Source organism: Brevundimonas sp. BR2-1 (assembly GCF_037626195.1).
In the GTDB taxonomy this organism is placed as follows: domain Bacteria; phylum Pseudomonadota; class Alphaproteobacteria; order Caulobacterales; family Caulobacteraceae; genus Brevundimonas.
Genome location: NZ_JARKMV010000001.1, coordinates 1743303 through 1759809, shown reverse-complemented (window position 1 = coordinate 1759809; position 16507 = coordinate 1743303). Strand labels below are relative to the sequence as shown.

16 protein-coding genes are annotated in these 16507 nt (G+C 68.9%); 6 read left to right on the top strand and 10 right to left on the bottom strand.

From position 1 onward, the window contains the following. Positions 1-33: 33 nt before the first annotated feature. The 8 genes from BrevBR_RS08790 to BrevBR_RS08755 form a co-directional block, all read right to left on the bottom strand. Complete coding sequence (locus BrevBR_RS08790; RefSeq protein ID WP_332641498.1) at positions 34-363, bottom strand: DMT family transporter; 330 nt, start codon at positions 361-363, stop codon at positions 34-36. A gap of 344 nt (positions 364-707) precedes the next feature. Further along, the gene (locus BrevBR_RS08785) at positions 708-977 is read right to left on the bottom strand and encodes an ATP synthase F1 subunit epsilon (protein WP_332641499.1); all 270 of its coding nucleotides are present in this window, start codon (positions 975-977) and stop codon (positions 708-710) included. Continuing rightward, the gene (gene atpD / locus BrevBR_RS08780; protein WP_340000664.1) at positions 977-2530 is read right to left on the bottom strand and encodes a F0F1 ATP synthase subunit beta; all 1554 of its coding nucleotides are present in this window, start codon (positions 2528-2530) and stop codon (positions 977-979) included. Before atpD ends, BrevBR_RS08785 begins: the two co-directional genes overlap by 1 nt. Positions 2531-2567: 37 nt before the next feature. Further along, positions 2568-3446, bottom strand: a complete 879-nt coding sequence (locus BrevBR_RS08775) for a F0F1 ATP synthase subunit gamma (RefSeq protein WP_340000663.1) — start codon at positions 3444-3446, stop codon at positions 2568-2570. 34 nt (positions 3447-3480) lie between these two features. Further along, positions 3481-5016 (bottom strand): F0F1 ATP synthase subunit alpha, encoded by a 1536-nt coding sequence (gene atpA, locus BrevBR_RS08770; RefSeq protein WP_332639623.1) that lies wholly within the window; start codon positions 5014-5016, stop codon positions 3481-3483. Positions 5017-5075: 59 nt separating this feature from the next. Continuing rightward, the gene (locus BrevBR_RS08765) at positions 5076-5630 is read right to left on the bottom strand and encodes a F0F1 ATP synthase subunit delta (protein ID WP_340000662.1); all 555 of its coding nucleotides are present in this window, start codon (positions 5628-5630) and stop codon (positions 5076-5078) included. Positions 5631-5874: 244 nt separating this feature from the next. Continuing rightward, a complete protein-coding gene (locus BrevBR_RS08760) occupies positions 5875-6075 on the bottom strand; it encodes a hypothetical protein (protein ID WP_332639270.1) in 201 nt (66 codons plus the stop codon). Between the two features lie 463 nt (positions 6076-6538). After that, positions 6539-7483 (bottom strand): DUF808 domain-containing protein, encoded by a 945-nt coding sequence (locus BrevBR_RS08755; protein ID WP_340000661.1) that lies wholly within the window; start codon positions 7481-7483, stop codon positions 6539-6541. 151 nt (positions 7484-7634) lie between these two features. On the opposite strand from BrevBR_RS08755, the gene BrevBR_RS08750 reads away from it, so the two are divergent. Both BrevBR_RS08750 and BrevBR_RS08745 read left to right on the top strand, forming a co-directional pair. Next, the gene (locus BrevBR_RS08750; protein ID WP_340000660.1) at positions 7635-8459 is read left to right on the top strand and encodes a TerC family protein; all 825 of its coding nucleotides are present in this window, start codon (positions 7635-7637) and stop codon (positions 8457-8459) included. Positions 8460-8461: 2 nt separating this feature from the next. Further along, the gene (locus BrevBR_RS08745; protein WP_332639274.1) at positions 8462-9271 is read left to right on the top strand and encodes a glutaminyl-peptide cyclotransferase; all 810 of its coding nucleotides are present in this window, start codon (positions 8462-8464) and stop codon (positions 9269-9271) included. Here the strand turns inward: BrevBR_RS08745 and BrevBR_RS08740 are convergent. Then, positions 9268-11430, bottom strand: coding sequence for a primosomal protein N' (locus tag BrevBR_RS08740; protein WP_340000659.1), 2163 nt, complete (start codon positions 11428-11430; stop codon positions 9268-9270). The two genes, BrevBR_RS08745 and BrevBR_RS08740, sit on opposite strands and share 4 nt — an antisense overlap. 207 nt (positions 11431-11637) lie before the next feature. On the opposite strand from BrevBR_RS08740, the gene fsa reads away from it, so the two are divergent. The 4 genes from fsa (at position 11638) to BrevBR_RS08720 (ending at position 14993) form a co-directional block, all read left to right on the top strand. Further along, positions 11638-12291 carry a fructose-6-phosphate aldolase gene (gene fsa / locus BrevBR_RS08735; RefSeq protein WP_340000658.1) on the top strand — a complete coding sequence of 218 codons (654 nt, stop codon included), beginning with the start codon at positions 11638-11640 and terminating at the stop codon, positions 12289-12291. 22 nt (positions 12292-12313) lie between these two features. Further along, positions 12314-13015, top strand: coding sequence for a DUF484 family protein (locus BrevBR_RS08730; protein ID WP_332639277.1), 702 nt, complete (start codon positions 12314-12316; stop codon positions 13013-13015). Continuing rightward, on the top strand, positions 12997-13926 hold the full coding sequence (locus BrevBR_RS08725; RefSeq protein ID WP_340000657.1) for a tyrosine recombinase XerC: 930 nt from the start codon (positions 12997-12999) through the stop codon (positions 13924-13926). The genes BrevBR_RS08730 and BrevBR_RS08725 overlap by 19 nt, the downstream gene beginning before the upstream one ends. A gap of 83 nt (positions 13927-14009) precedes the next feature. Continuing rightward, positions 14010-14993 (top strand): aspartyl protease family protein, encoded by a 984-nt coding sequence (locus BrevBR_RS08720; RefSeq protein WP_340000656.1) that lies wholly within the window; start codon positions 14010-14012, stop codon positions 14991-14993. Between the two features lie 15 nt (positions 14994-15008). Here the strand turns inward: BrevBR_RS08720 and lpdA are convergent, their stop codons facing one another. Next, on the bottom strand, positions 15009-16418 hold the full coding sequence (gene lpdA / locus BrevBR_RS08715) for a dihydrolipoyl dehydrogenase (RefSeq protein WP_340000655.1): 1410 nt from the start codon (positions 16416-16418) through the stop codon (positions 15009-15011). Positions 16419-16507 lie beyond the last annotated feature (89 nt).

Below are 16507 nucleotides of genomic sequence, written 5' to 3'. Positions count from 1 at the left end.
GATCCTGAGGCGCCCGGCGCCGCCGCGCAACAGTCAGTGCGTCGCGCCGCCCGGGGCCAGACGGAACATCACCAGTCCGGCGAGGACCAGCACGGCCGCGACGACCCGCATCACGCTGAGATGTTCGCCCAGCAGCACCACGCCCACGATGAAGGCGCCGACCGCGCCGATGCCGGTCCACACCACATAGGCGGTGCCCATGGGCAGATTCCTCATGGCCAGCGACAGCAGGGCGAAGCTGACCGCCATGAAGCCGAGCGTCGCCACGCTGGGCCACAGCCGGGTGAAGCCGTGGGACTGCTTCATGAAATAGGCCCAGACGATCTCGAGCAGGCCGGCGATGAGAAGATAGATCCAGGCCATGGCTGCGGCCCTCCTTGCAAAGGGCCGGGCCGTCCCGGACTTTGCCCGCGACCGAAGCCGCCGGGGCGAGGACGTGGCCTCGTCTTCAGGGGCTATCTAGGACCTGGATCGGACGGGTCAAGGCTCGCCGCATTGTCATCCCGGCCGAGCGAAGCGAAGAGCCGGGACGGCAGGCGCTTCACAAACGAAAACTCCCGGGCAGCTCGCAGAGCTGAACCGGGAGACGTGTGGCGTCAGACCTGCTCCCGGACAGTCGCTGCGCGTCTTCCGGGAGGGAGATTGTCGGGGCAGGCGCGTCCCGGATCGCGGCTTCGCCGCGTCCGGGATGACAAGGGTCCGAAGCCTTAAGCCGCAGTCACTTCCGAGGCCTGTTCGGCCAGGATGGTCAGGCCGGCCGGGGTCACGTCGGCGAAGCCGCCGTGGACCTCGAACTGACGGCGCGAACCGCCGTCGATGACCGTGACCACGCCCTCGCGCAGGGCGGTCATGAAGGGCGCGTGGTCGGCCAGAACGCCGAAGTCGCCTTCGGCGCCGGGCGCATCGACCTGATCGACGAGGCCGTTGAAGACCTCGCGCTCAGGCGCCACCAGCGAGAACTGCAGCTTTCCGGCCATCAGGCTTCGGCCGCCATCTTGCCGGCCTTTTCGACGGCCTCTTCAACCGTGCCGACCATGTAGAAGGCGGCTTCCGGCAGGTGGTCGTATTCACCGGCGACGATGCCCTTGAACGAGCGGATGGTGTCGGCCAGCTCGACGAACTTGCCGGGCGAGTTGGTGAACTGCTCGGCCACGAAGAACGGCTGCGACAGGAAGCGCTGGATCTTGCGGGCGCGCGAGACGACCAGCTTGTCCTCTTCCGACAGCTCGTCCATGCCCAGGATGGCGATGATGTCCTTCAGGGCCTTGTACTGCTGCAGCACTTCCTGGACCGAACGGGCCACGTTGTAGTGCTCCTCGCCGATGACCAGCGGGTCCATGATCCGCGAGGTGGAGTCCAGCGGATCCACGGCCGGGAAGATGGCCTGGGCGGCGATGTCGCGGCTCAGCACGGTCGTCGCGTCCAGGTGGGCGAACGAGGCGGCGGGGGCCGGGTCGGTCAGGTCGTCGGCGGGAACGTAGATGGCCTGGACCGAGGTGATCGAGCCCTTCTTGGTCGAGGTGATGCGCTCCTGCAGGTTGCCCATCTCGGTGGCCAGCGTCGGCTGATAGCCCACGGCGGACGGGATGCGGCCCAGCAGGGCGGACACTTCCGAACCGGCTTGGGTGAAGCGGAAGATGTTGTCGACGAACAGCAGAACGTCCTTGCCTTCCTCGTCGCGGAAATATTCGGCTTGGGCCAGGCCGGTCAGGGCGACGCGGGCGCGGGCGCCGGGAGGCTCGTTCATCTGGCCGTAGACGAGGGCGCATTTCGAGCCTTCGGTCGAGCCGCCGTTCTTGGCCGGGTCCACGTTCACATTGGACTCGATCATCTCGTGATACAGGTCGTTGCCCTCGCGGGTGCGCTCACCCACGCCGGCCAGAACCGAATAACCGCCGTAGGCCTTGGCGATGTTGTTGATCAGCTCCTGCATGGTCACGGTCTTGCCCACGCCGGCGCCGCCGAACAGGCCGATCTTGCCGCCCTTGGTATAGGGGCAGATCAGGTCGATGACCTTGATGCCCGTGACGAGGATTTCCGACGAGGTCGACTGCTCTTCGAACGAAGGCGCCTCGCGGTGGATGGGGCGGTACATCTGGGTCTTGATCGCGCCCTGTTCGTCGATCGGATCGCCGACGACGTTCATGATGCGGCCGAGCGTGCCCGGGCCGACGGGGGCCAGGATGGAGGTGCCGGTGTCGGTCACGGCCTGGCCGCGGGTCAGGCCCTCGGTCGTGTCCATGGCGATGGTGCGGACCATGTTCTCACCCAGGTGCTGGGCGACTTCCAGGACCAGGCGGAACGGCTTGCCGGTCTTCTGGTCGACGTTGGTCGTTTCCAGGGCGTTCAGGATGGCCGGCAGCTGGCCCTCGAACTCGACGTCGACGACGGCGCCGATGACCTGGGCGATCCTGCCCACGCCGGTTCCCGCCGTATAGGCGGCGTTACCGGTGGCGGCGGCGGCGGCTTTCGGAGCCTTGGGAGCGGCCTTGCGGGCGGCGGGCTTCTTGGGGGCGGTGGTGTCGGTCATCGTTGCGTTCCGGTTCGGAATGTCGGTCAGGATCGGATCAGAGGGCTTCGGCGCCGGAGATGATCTCGATCAGCTCCTTGGTGATCTGCGCCTGGCGGGATCGGTTGTAGGTCAGGGTCAGGGCGGAAATCATGTCGCCCGCATTGCGCGTCGCGGAGTCCATGGCGCCCATCTGGGCCCCGTAGAAGCCGGCCTGGTTCTCGTACATCGAGGCCAGGATCTGGGTCGTGATGTTGCGCGGCAGCAGGGTCTCGAGGATTTCCTCCTCGGACGGCTCGTAGTCGTAGACCGCGCCGTTCAGGTTGATGGGAGCGGCGCCCCCCTCGACCACGGCGGGGACCAGCTGTTTGGCGGTCGGGACCTGTGAGATCACCGATTTGAACTGGCTGTAGAACAGGGTGACGACGTCCGCGTTTCCGGCCTCGAACTCACTGGCGACCAGCTCGGCGATCGGCTGGGCGGCGGGCAGGCCCAGCACCTTGTGGTCCGACAGTTCGAAGGTCCTGACGACCTTGTCGCCGAACAGACGGGTCAGGCCGTCGCGGGACTTGCGGCCCACGGCGATGATGCGGACGTCCTTGCTCTCGGCGATCAGGCTGTTGATCCGGTCGCGCGCGGCGCGGACGACGTTCGACGAGAAGCCGCCGGCCAGGCCCTTGTCGGCCGTGGCGACGATGACCAGGTGCTTCCGGTCCGAACCCGTGCCGGCCAGCAGCTTGGGCGCGCCGTCGCCGGACACGCCGGCCGCCAGATTGGCGATGACGGCGGCCATGCGCTGGGCGTAGGGCCGGGCCGCGACGGCCTGGTCCTGGGCGCGTTTCAGCTTGGCCGCGGCGACCATCTGCATGGCTTTCGTGATCTTCTGCGTGGCTTTCACGCTTCCGATCCGATTGCGCATTTCCTTGAGGCTTGCCATCCGGTGCTGCTCTTCTAATCCCTACCGGTCGGTCTTACGCGAAGGTCTTGGCGAAGGCCTCGATGGCGGCCTTCAGCTCGGCTTCCAGCTCCTTGGACAGCGCCTTCTGGGTGCGGATGCCGTCCATGATGGAGCTGTGCTTGGAGTGGATGCGGGCCAGCAGCTCGCTCTCGAAGCGGCCGATGTCGGCCACGGCGATATTGTCCAGATAGCCGCGCGTGCCGGCGTAGACCGAAACCACCTGCTCTTCGACCGTCAGCGGCGAATACTGGGGCTGTTTCAGCAGTTCCGTCAGGCGGGCGCCGCGGGCCAGAAGCTTCTGGGTCGAGGCGTCGAGGTCCGAGCCGAATTTGGCGAAGGCGGCCATCTCGCGATACTGGGCGAGCTCGCCCTTGATGGAGCCGGCGACCTGTTTCATCGCCTTGATCTGGGCCGAGGAGCCCACGCGCGACACCGAGATGCCGACGTTCACGGCGGGGCGGATGCCCTGGTAGAACAGGTCCGATTCCAGGAAGATCTGGCCGTCGGTGATGGAGATGACGTTGGTCGGGATATAGGCCGACACGTCGTTGGCCTGGGTCTCGATCAGCGGCAGGGCGGTCATCGAGCCCGAGCCGTTGTCCTCGTTCAGCTTGGCCGAACGCTCCAGCAGGCGGCTGTGCAGGTAGAAGACGTCGCCCGGATAGGCTTCGCGGCCCGGCGGACGGCGCAGCAGCAGGGACATCTGGCGGTACGCAACAGCCTGCTTGGACAGATCGTCATAGACGATCAGGGCGTGCATGCCGTTGTCGCGGAAGAACTCGCCCATGGCCGTGCCCGAGAACGGGGCCAGGAACTGCAGCGGGGCCGGCTCCGAAGCCGTGGCGGCGACGACGATGGTGTAGTCCAGGGCGCCGCGCTCCTCGAGCGTCTTGACGATCTGGGCCACGGTCGAGCGCTTCTGGCCGATGGCGACGTAGATGCAGTACAGCTTCTCGCCTTCGCTGGTCGCGGCGGCGTTGGTGCTCTTCTGGTTCAGGATGGTGTCGATGGCGACGGCGGTCTTGCCGACCTGACGGTCGCCAATGATCAGCTCGCGCTGGCCGCGGCCGATCGGGATCAGGGTGTCGATCGCCTTCAGGCCGGTCTGCATCGGCTCATGCACCGACTTCCGGGGAATGATGCCCGGGGCCTTCACGTCGACGCGACGGCGCTCGGTGAACTGGATCGGGCCCTTGCCGTCGATCGGCTCGCCCAGCGGGTTGACGACGCGGCCCAGCAGGCCCTTGCCGACCGGAACGTCCACGATCTCGCCCAGGCGGCGAACCTCGTCGCCCTCGGCGATCTGGTTGTCCTGGCCGAAGATCACGGCGCCGACGTTGTCGCGCTCGAGGTTCAGGGCCATGCCCTTCACGCCGGCCTTGGGGAATTCGATCATCTCGCCGGCCTGGACATTGTCCAGACCGTGGATGCGGGCGATGCCGTCGCCGACCGACAGCACCTGGCCGACGTCGGACACGTCGGCTTCAACGCCGAAATTGGCGATCTGCGACTTGAGGATGGCCGAGATTTCGGCGGCGCGGATGTCCATGACAGGCTCTCTGTTATCGTCTTGTCAGCGCGACCCCGTCGGGGCCGCATGCGTGGTTGTTAGGCGCGCTTGAGCGCGAACTTCATCTGGTCGAGCTTGGTCTTCAGGGAGGCGTCGAACAGTTTCGAGCCGACCTTGACCTTCAGGCCGCCCAGGATCGACGGATCGACGCGGGCGGTCATCTCCGGATCCTTGCCCAGCGAGGTGCGGAGCGCGGTCTGGATGGATTTCATCTGGGCGGCGGTCAGGGCCTGGGCCGAAACGACCTCGGCGGCGACGACGCCCGTCTTCCTTGCGTACAGCAGATCGAAGCCCGCGATCACGCCCGGCAGGTCGCGCGAGCGGCCGTTCTGGGCCAGCAGGCCGAGGAAATTCCTCGTCACGCCGTTGAAGCCCGCCCTGGCGGCGATGGCGGTCAGACCCTTCTGCTGGTCCTCGGCGGCCATGACCGGCGAAGTGGCCAGCCGGCGCAGGTCGGCGCTCTCGTTCCACGCGGCCCGCAGGGAGGCCAGGTCGGCGCGCACGGCGTCCAGAACCTTCGTCTCGTCAGCGAGGTCGAACAGCGCCTGTGCGTAGCGCTCGCCGACTTCCGTCGTCCTGTAATCGTCAGCCACTTATAAGGTCCGCGCGGGTTAGCGTTCGGGTTTGCGACCGGCGGCGGGGTGCGCACCGATCAAAGGCCTGAAATGCTTGAAGAAAGCACGCCGGCGACGCGTCTTGCAACGCGCCCTCCGGCTCAGCCGGGCGCCTGATAGCACTCATACCCCCGGGGAGCAACCGAGACAGGCCGCCGCACACGCCGCACGAAAAAGAGCGCCCGGCCTTGCGACCGGGCGCTCCTCAGTCAGCCTTCAGACGTCAGCCGTGGCGGCAATGGTCGGCGCAGGCCTCAAGGCAGTCCGCACACGCCGCACAGCAGGCGGCGCAGGCGTCGTGGCAGGCGCCGGCGAGATCGCAGCAGGCGTGAACCAGCTGGGCGACCGCCGCAGGCTCGGCGGCGAGGGCCACGCCGCCCGAAGCGGCCAAGGCCAGCGCGGCCAGGGTAAGAACGCGTTTCATGTCAGTCTCCAATTTCAGATTTGAATGGTTTGCAATTTTGCAGACGCATTCAGGTCCGGGGCGGAGGCGGTTCCGGTCCGATGAGGCGGCCGGCAAGCCGGTCGTCGACCGGCTTCAGGCCGTGGGTCCGCGCCATGGCCGGGACGGGCGGCGCGACGAGGGCGGGAGCCGGCGGGCAAAGAGGGCGGGACAGGCATATCTGGACGCAGGCCGGGACGGTCTCATCAGGCCCGGACGACCCGCAATCGGCCGGCGGCAGGTGATGGACGGGAGTCGCGAGAGCTGGGGCCGGGGCGCCGAGCGCCGCCATGCCGAGGATAAGAACCACAAGGAGCAGTCGCCGCAGGGTCATGCGAACCTTCAGCCATATTCGACGGCTCAGCTTAGCGCATGCGGGGCGGCAGGGGCGCCCGCGCAGGGTGCGACATCTTCCCCCGTCAGGGCGTCGTGCGGGCTTTCGCGGTCAGTGGGCGGCGCGCCTGCCGCGCGGAATCAAGTGAAGGGTCGCCACGATGATCCCGCCGACCACCAGGCCCACGACCGCTGAGGCTGCGGCTGTCGCCAGCCAGCCCGTCACGGGACCGACGAAGGCAACCTGTCCGGCGGCCCGTCCCAATCCCTCGACCACGCCGGGGATGAGGTCGAGATGGTACTCGTGCAGGCCGTGGACCAGGATCCCGCCGCCGACCCACAGCATGGCCGCGGTGCCGATCGTCGCCAGCCCGGTCAGCACCATCGGCATGGCGTGGACCAGACCGCGGCCCACGGCGCGCTTGGCAGGCGAGCGGCGCTCGGCCAGATGCAGGCCGATGTCGTCCATCTTCACGATGAGCGCCACGGCGCCATAGACGCCCACGGTGATCAGCAGGCCGACCAGGGCGAGGGCGGCGGCCTGGGTCGCCAGCGGGCGTTCGGCCAGGTCGGCCAGGGCGATGGCGGTGATCTCGGCCGAGAGGATCAGGTCGGTGCGGATCGCCGAACCCACCATCTTCTTTTCCAGCTCCCCGGACGACAGGGCCAGCTCGTCGGGCGTGGTCTCGCCATGATCGTGACCCGCCAGCTTCTCCCACAGCTTTTCGGACGCCTCGAAACAGAGATAGGCCCCGCCCGCCATCAGAAGCGGCGTCAGCGCCCACGGCGCGAAGGCGCTGATCAGCAGGGCCCCGGGCAGGAGGATCAGGAATTTGTTCTTCAGCGACCCGATGGCGATCTTGCGGATGATGGGCAACTCGCGCTGGGGCGAAAAGCCCATCGCGTAACCCGGCGTCACCGCGGCGTCGTCGACCACCACCCCGGCAGCCTTCATGCTGGCGCGGCCCGCGGCGGCGGACACGTCGTCGACCGAGGCCGCGGCCATTTTGGCGATGGTGGCGACGTCGTCGAGAAGGGCGGCAAGACCTGAGGGCACGCTTCACCTGACAAGACAAAATGCAGTTCGCTCTTGGCTAGGCGAGCCTGCGAGCCGGGTCCAGAGGGGCCGGCCCGGCGCGGCGCCCTGACGCGCCTGGCTGTGGCGGAAAATTCTGGCGTGGCCGCCCCGCCTCGCCTATCCCGGGTCCATGACCGAAATCACCGCACTCATGTCCGATCCCGCCGCCTGGGCCGCCCTGATCACCCTTGTGGTCATGGAGGTCGTCCTCGGCATCGACAATCTGATCTTCATCTCGATCCTGTCGAACAAGCTGCCTCCTGAACATCGTCAGCGCACGCGCCGGATCGGCATCGGCCTGGCCCTGATCATGCGGCTGGGCCTGCTGGCCGCGATCGGCTGGATCATTGGCCTGACAGCCACGGTCGTCGATCTGGGTCTTGCCGGCGCGGGGTGGGACACGGCCTTCAGCTGGCGCGATCTGATCCTGATCGCCGGCGGCCTGTTCCTGGTCTGGAAGGCGACGACCGAGGTTCACCACGCGGTCGACACCTCGATCAGCGACGACCTGCTGGAGAAGAACAAGACCAGCGCCGTCATCAACAACGTCGGCGCCGCCATCGTCCAGATCATCATGCTGGATCTGGTCTTCTCGATAGACTCCATCCTGACCGCCGTCGGCATGACCGACCATGTGCCGATCATGATGGTGGCCGTGATCATCGCCGTGGCGGCCATGCTGTTCGCCTCGGACCCGCTGGCCGAGTTCATCGACAAGAACCCCACCGTGGTCATGCTGGCCCTCGGCTTCCTGCTGATGATCGGCATGGTGCTGATCGCCGACGGATTCGGCGTCCATGTGCCCAAGGGCTATATCTACGCCGCCATGGCCTTCTCGGCCCTGGTCGAAGGGCTGAACATGATGGGCCGCAAGGCGTCGGCGAAGAAGCAGGCGGCGCTTGAGGCGCGGCAGGCGGCGCTGAACAAGGCCGAGACGGCCGAACCGGGAGTGTGACCATGCGGGCGGCCGTCCTTGTTCTTCTTGCGCTGCTGACGCCCCTGCCGGCGGCGGCGCAGACGACGGCCCCGCCCGTTCCCGCTTCGGCGGCCGCATCGGCCCCGATCCGCATCTATGACTTCGAGGTCGTCCGCCGATATCCGCATGACGCCGGCGCCTTCACCCAGGGACTGGAGTTCCACAACGGCGAACTGCTGGAAAGCACCGGCCGTTCGCCCTCGACCGTGCGGCGGGTCCGGCTGGAGGACGGTTCGGTCATCCGCAAGCGCGAACTGGAGCCGTCGTTGTTCGGCGAGGGGCTGACCGCCTTCGGCGACCGCGTCCTGACCCTGACATGGAAGGGCGGAGAGGGCTTTATCTGGGACCCCGTAACGCTCGAGCCCAGAGGCGAATTCAGATATGCCGGGGAGGGTTGGGGCCTGACCCATGACACGACCCGGCTGATCCTGTCCGACGGCACGGCTGCGCTGCGCTTCTTCGATCCGCAGACCCTCACCGAGACCGGCCGGGTCCCGGTGACGCTCGGCGGGCGCCCGCTTGGCCAGCTGAACGAACTGGAGTGGATCGAGGGCGAGGTCTTCGCCAACGTCTGGCAGACCGACTTCATCGTCCGCATCGATCCCGCCACCGGCGTGGTGACGGGCGTGATCGACCTGGCCTCCCTGATGCCGGACCGGTCCGGGCTCGACCCGACGGACGCGGTCCTGAACGGCATCGCCTGGGACCCGGAAGGGCGGCGGCTGTTCGTCACGGGCAAGAATTGGCCGGCCCTGTTCGAGATCCGGCTGATCGAGCGTCAGGCGAACTAGAGAAAACTGTACGGGTCGACGTCGATCGTCACCCGCACCGAAGCCGGCGCCTTCACCCGCGCCAGCCAGGCCCGCAGGAAGCCCTGAAGGTCGACGTCGCGGTCCGCCCGCACCAGCAGCCGCTTGCGCCGCCGCCCGCGCACCAGAGCCAGCGGCGCGTCGGCGGGGCCGTAGACCTCCAGCCGTTCGGCGTTGGGTATGTTCTCGGCGAGGTCGCGGGCGACCTTCTCGACCGCCATGGCGTTCTCGCTGGACAGGACGATGGCCGCCAGCCGGCCGTGCGGCGGCAGGGAGGCGGCCTCGCGCTCGGCCATCTCGGCCTCGACGAAGGCGTCGCGGTCGCCCGCCGCCAGCGCCATCAGCACCGGATGCTCGGGCGTCCAGGTCTGCAGGATCGCCCGTCCCGGCTTGTCGGCCCTGCCGGCCCGGCCCGTGGCCTGTGTCAGAAGCTGGAAGGTCCGCTCTGCCGCCCGCAGGTCGCCGCCGCGCAGGCCGAGGTCGGCGTCGACCACCCCCACCAGCGTCAGGCGCGGGAAATTGTGACCCTTGGCCGCCGCCTGGGTGGCCACCAGGATGTCGATCTCGCCGTCCGCCATCCGCTGGATCAGGGCCCGGGCCGATTTGGCGTCCGGCGCCGTGTCGCTGCTGAACACCGCCGTCCGCGCCTGCGGGAACAGCTGGCGCACCTCCTCCTCGACGCGTTCGACGCCGGGGCCGACCGAGACCAGCGAATCCTCGGCCCCGCAGGCCGGGCAATGCTTCGGCCGGATCATGGAGAAGCCGGTCAGGTGGCAGATCAGCCGCCCGGTGTAGCGGTGCTCGACCAGCCAGCTGTCGGTGTCGGGCGCCGTCAGCCGATGACCGCAGACCCGGCACAGCACCACGGGGGCGTAGCCGCGCCGGTTGAGGAACAGCAGGGTCTGTTCGCCGCGCTGCAGCGTCTCGCCGATGGCCTCGCGAAGCGGCTGGGACAGCCAGGTCTGGGGGTCGGGCGGGTTCTGGCGCAGGTCCAGCAGGGAAATGTCGGGCAGCACCGCCGCCCCGTGCCGCGCCGCCAGCTTCAGCCAGCCGTAGCGGCCCTGATGCGCGTTCCACAACGTCTCCAGCGACGGCGTGGCCGAGGCCAGGACCACCGTCGCCCCCTCGATCCGCGCCCGCGCCACGGCCAGGTCGCGGCCGTGATAGACCAGCCCCTCCTCCTGTTTGAACGAGCCGTCGTGCTCCTCGTCCACGATCACCAGCCGCAGGTTGGCGTAGGGCAGGAACAGGGCCGAGCGGGCGCCGACCACGATGCTGCAGCGGCCGGCGATGACCGCCTCCCACACCTGACGGCGGCGCGGCGGGGCGACGCCCGAATGCCACTCCGCCGGGGCCGCGCCGAAACGGTCGGTGATGCGGGCGATCAGGGCCTGGGTGAGGGCGATCTCGGGCAGCAGGATCAGGATCTGGGCCGACGGATCGGCCTTCAACGTCCGCGCCGCCGCCTCCAGATAGGCCTCGGTCTTGCCCGATCCGGTGACCCCATCCAGCAGGAAGGGGGCGAAGCCGCCTTTCGCCGTAGCCTCGGCCATCTCATGCGCCGCCGCCGCCTGGTCGGGATTGAGGGTCGCGGGCGCATGGTCCGGGTCCGGCGCGTCGAAGGCCGCGACGGCCTCGATCTCGACCACCTCCAGCACCCCCTCGTCGACCAGCCCCTTCACGACGCCGGACGATACAGCAGCCGCCCGCGCCAGATCGGGGCCCGGCATGGACCGCTGGCCCAGCGCCTCCAGCACCGCCGTCCGCGCCGCCGTGGGCCGGGCGGGAGTATTGTCGCCGACGCGCCGCACCCGCCGCTCGGGGCGCGGCCGGGGCGCGCGCAGACCCTTCAGGGCGGCCGCCGCCATCTCGCCCGGCGCGCTCAGCGTCCAGCGCGCGGCCCATTCGACGAAGTCCACGGTCTTTTCGGGCAGACGCGGATCGTCCAGCACATGGTCGATGGCCTTCAGCCGCCGGTTCGATCCCGTGGTCTCGCGCGCCTCCGAGACGATCCCCCGCATCAGGCGCGGGCCCAGCGGCACGGCGACCTGATCGCCCCGGGCGACGTCCAGCCCCTCGGGAACCTCGTAGTCGAAGGCTTCCGGCACCGGCAGGGGAATGAGGACGCTGGCGACTTTCAAATCCTCCCCCCTCGGGAGAGGTGGCGCGTCGCGCCTTCGCGACGTGACGGAGGGGGCTGACCGCACGCGCCGGCGTCAGGGGCAGGCCCCCTCCACCATGCTGCGCATGGTCCGGTCGTCGGATCGGCTCCGCCGACCCCTCCTCCACCCCCGATGGGGGAGGATTTGGCTCGCGCTTCCGCCAGACGGGCGCTAAACACCGGCCCCATGAAACTCTTCCTCGACACAGCCGACGTCGCCGTCATCAAGGACATGCTCCCCACCGGCATGGTGGACGGCGTCACCACCAATCCCTCGCTGATCGCCAAATCCGGTCGCAACATCGCCGAGGTCATCGCCGAAATCTGCGCCCTGGTCGAGGGGCCGATCTCCGCCGAGGCCGTGGCGACCGATTTCGAGACCATGGTCAAGGAAGGCGACAAGCTGGCCGCCATCGCCCCGAACGTGGTCGTGAAGCTGCCCCTGACCTGGGACGGGCTGCGCGCCGCGCGGGCGTTCGCCGACAAGGGGATCAAGACCAACGTCACCCTGTGCTTCTCGGCCGCCCAGGCCATGCTGGCCGCCAAGGCCGGCGCCACCTTCATCTCGCCCTTCGTGGGCCGGCTGGAAGACCACGGCGCCGACGGCATCGGCCTGCTGGAGGAAATCCGGGTCCTGTACGACGTACACGGCTTCGACACGCAGATTCTGGCCGCCAGCCTGCGCAATCCCGGCCATGTCAGCGCCGCCGCCGTCGCGGGCGCGGACGCCGCGACCATCCCGGCCGACGTTTTCAAGGCCCTGGTCAAACACCCGTTAACCGACAAGGGGCTTGATGCTTTCCTGGCGGACTGGGGCAAGACCGGTCAGTCAATTCTCTAGCTGATGCCTCGAGGAGAGGTTTGTGAGCGTTTCGCCTGACCTCTCTGCCAAGCCGGAAGAGCCTCACTGGCCGGAAATCCGGGCGTGGCTGCAGGCCAACGCCCGGATCCTGCTGGACGACCGCTCCCTGCTGGAAGAGATCGGGCTCAAGCCCCACGGCCGCAATGTCGTGGAGTTCGGCCGCGCCGCCCTGACCCGGCTCGAGGAAGTCGCCGAGCGCGAGGCCGACGCCCGCAAGCGGATCGAGAACATCGCGCGCGCCAATTTCGCCGCCCAGACCCAGACCCATGTCGCCGCCCTGGACCTGATGGAGGCGCGCAACCCCTCCGATCTGGCCCGCCGGCTCGATGCGGTGGCGCAGGGCCGGTTCGGCCTGGCCGGGGCCGCCATAGCGCTGGAGAAGCCCGGCGGCGTGCCGTTCGGCTGGCGCGGGCTCGAGGCGGGCGGCGTCGACGCCCTGCTGGGCGACCACGGCCTGACCTGGCTGGGACCCAATTTCGACGGCCTGAACCTGTTCGGCGCGGCCGAGGCGGAGGTGAAGTCCGTCGCCCTGATCCGCATGGCCCCGCAATTCCCCGGCGCCGAGGTTCCGGCGCGCCACGCCATCTGCGCCTTCGGCTCGCCCGAGCCGGACGGTTTCGCCCCGACCATGGGCTGCGAACTGGTGGCCTTCATCGCCCGGGTGGTGGAACGGACCGCCGAACGATGGCCCATTCTCAGCTGACGGCGGACGAGGCCCTTTCGGCCTGGCTGGAGCATCTGGCCCACGAACGCCGTCTGGCCGCCAATACGCTGGAGGCCTACGGCCGCATCGGCCGGACGTATCTGGCCTTCCTGCAGAACCATCGCGGCGAGCCCCAGCGCCTGTCCGATCTGGGAACCGTCACCGCCGCCGAGGTGCGGGCGCATCTGGCCGAGCGGCGCGGGGGCGACCATCCTCTGGCGGCGCGGTCGATCAGCCAGACCCTGTCGGCCATCCGCGCCTTCCACGCCTTTCTGGACCGCCGCTGCGGCACGCCGGCGCCGCAACTGGCCCTGGTGCGCGGGGCCCGCATCAAGGCCTCTCTGCCCCGCCCCGTCAGCGAGGATCAGGCCCGCGGCCTGATGCAGGAAGCCGCCGCCGATCCCGACGCCGAACCCTGGGAGGCCGCGCGCGACCGCGCCGTCCTGACGCTGCTGTACGGCTGCGGCCTGCGGATTTCCGAAGCCCTGGCCCTGACACTCGCCGACGCGCCCCTGCCCGAAACCCTGCGCATCACCGGCAAGGGCGGCAAGACCCGGCTGGCCCCGGTCCTGCCCGCAGTGCGCACGGCGGTGGACGACTATCTGGCGCTGCAGCCCTTTCCGCCGGAACCGGGCGACGCCCTGTTCCGGGCGCGGCGCGGCGGCCCCCTGACGCCCCGGCACGTTCAGGCCATGGTCCAACGGCTGCGCGGACGGCTGGGCCTGCCCGCCTCGGCCACGCCCCACGCCCTGCGCCACAGCTTCGCCACCCATTTGCTTGGGGCTGGCGCGGACCTGCGCGCCATCCAGGAACTGCTGGGCCACGCCAGCCTGTCGACGACCCAGAAATACACCGCCGTCGACGCAAAACACCTGCTGGAAGCATATTCCGCTGCTCATCCGCGGCGCTGAAGACGACGGGCTGGTCAGGGTCGGTTCCCCCAGCCTACAGTGACGGTCCATCCGCTGGGGAGGCGGCGCGGAGCGTGAACTGCATGACAGCCCTGGACCGACGCGTCTTGTTGGCCGGACTGGGGGCCCTGGGCCTGCCTGCCGGACCCGCCGCCGCACAGGACCCATTGGACGCGCTGGTCGAGGACCGGCCTATCCAGCTTCTGAGCAATCTTTTCACCCGCGTCGGCGCGGCGGTCACCGTCGATGGGCGCGGCCCGTTCACCTTCGTGATCGACACGGGCGCGGGCGCCACCTCCATCGCGGACACCCTGGCGGACCGGCTGCAGCTGCCGCCGCTGCCGTCCGTGATCGTTCACGGGATCACCGAGGCCCGGGTGACGCGCAGCGTGGCGATCAACCGGCTGCAGCTCAGCGGACTGGGGTTCCGCAACCTCGCCTGCCCGGTCTTCCCGCGCGACCAGCTGGGCGCGGACGGCCTGATCGGGCTGGATGTGCTGGACAGCTTCCGGCTGAAGTTCAACGTCATGCGGCGCACGGCCAGCCTGAATGTGCGCGGCGTCTCGATCATCATGGGGGGCGACATGATCACCGGCTCGCGCCTGCGTCGTCAGGGCATGCGGTCGGTCCGCGGCCGCTTCGGCCAGATGATCCTGACCCAGGTCAGCGTCGACGGTCAGCCGACGGCGGCCTTCATCGACAGCGGGGCCCAGTATTCAATCGGCAATATGGCGCTGCGGCAGGCCGCGGCCGCGCGCCGCCGGGACGGCGGCCGCGTGGCGCGCCAGGTGCCGCTCTACGGCGTCACGGGCCAGAGCCTGAGCGCGGACCTGGCCATGGTCGACGATCTGCGGTTCGGACCCCAGCGGCTGGGCCCGACGCCCATGCTGTTCGCCGACCTGCATTGTTTCGACACCCTGGGCCTGTCCGACCGGCCCGCCCTGTTGATCGGTGCGGATCTGCTGGGCCGGTTCCGCGAGGTCACCCTGGATTTCCCGGGCAATCTGGTCGTCTTCGAGGGTCTGCGCCGTCAGACCAATCGCCAGCTCGAAATCCCCGGCGTCTGACGGTCGGCGACCGGCTCAGGCCTGCATCGTCCAGCCTTCGACGCCCATGGCCGCCTGTTTGACGGCTTCCGAGCGGGTCGGGTGCGGATGACAGATGCGGGCGACGTCTTCCGACGATCCGCCGAAGGCCATGGCCACGCAGGCCTCGCCGATCATCTCGCCGGCCTGCGGACCGAGGATGTGGACGCCGAGGATCCTGTCGGTGGCGGCGTCGGCCAGCACCTTCACGAAGCCGTCGGTCTCGTGGTTGATCCTGGCGCGGCTGTTGGCGGTGAAGGGGAATTTCCCGGCCTTGTAGGCGACGCCCCCGGCCTTCAGCTGGTCCTCGGTCTTGCCGACCCAGGCCACCTCCGGAGACGTATAGACCACGCTGGGGACCAGGTCGTAGTCGACGTGGCCGGCCTTGCCTGCGATCAGCTCGATCACGGCCACGGCGTCTTCCTCGGCCTTGTGGGCCAGCATCGGGCCGTGGGTCACGTCGCCCATAACCCAGACGCCGTCGGCGACCTTGAAGTGGTCACCGGTGAGGAAACCGCGCTTGTCCGCCTCGACCCCGATGGTCTCCAGCCCCAGCCCCTCGGTGTACGGGCGGCGGCCGATGGCCACCAGGACCACGTCGCCCTTCAGCGTCTCGGCGGCTCCGCCCGCGGCCGGCTCGACGGTCAGTTCGACGCCGTCCTTGCCGGTCTTCGCCGCCGTCACCTTGGCCCCCAGCCTGAAGGTCATGCCCTGTTTGGTCAGGGCGCGCTGGAAGGCGGTCGCCACATCCTTGTCCATGCCCGGGGTGATGCGGTCGAGGAATTCGACCACCGTCACCTGCGCACCCAGACGACGCCAGACCGAGCCCAGCTCCAGGCCGATGATGCCCGCGCCGACCACGATCAGATGTTTCGGCACCGCCGGCAGCGACAGGGCCCCGGTCGAGTCCACGACCCTGCCCTCCTCGAAGGCCACGCCCGGCAGCGGCGTCGGCTCGGAGCCCGTGGCGATGACGATGTTTGTCGCGGTCAGCGTCGACTTCGATCCGTCGGCGGCCGTCACCTCGACCTGGCCCTTCGCAAGGATGCGGCCGCGGCCCTTGATCCATTCGACCTTGTTCTTCTTGAACAGGAATTCGATGCCCTTGGTCAGGGCCCCGACGCTGTCGGCCTTCTGGCTCATCATCTGGCCGAGGTTCAGCTTCGGCGTTCCGACGTCGATGCCCAGCGTCGGAAACTCCTTCGTCGCCGCCTCGAACAGTTCCGAGGCGTGCAGCAGGGCCTTGGACGGCATGCAGCCGACGTTCAGACAGGTCCCGCCCAGGGTTTCGCGCATCTCGATGCAGGCGGCCTTGAGCCCCAGCTGGCCGGCGCGGATGGCCGCATTATACCCGCCCGGTCCGCCGCCGATGATGACGACGTCATAGGTGCTGGAGGAATCGGCCATGGGGTCTCTCGTCTGTCGTGGGCGCGGGAAGGCGCGCGGAACGTAGCGGCCCGCCCGGGAGCGTCAACCGCAGCGCCGCATATAGGCGC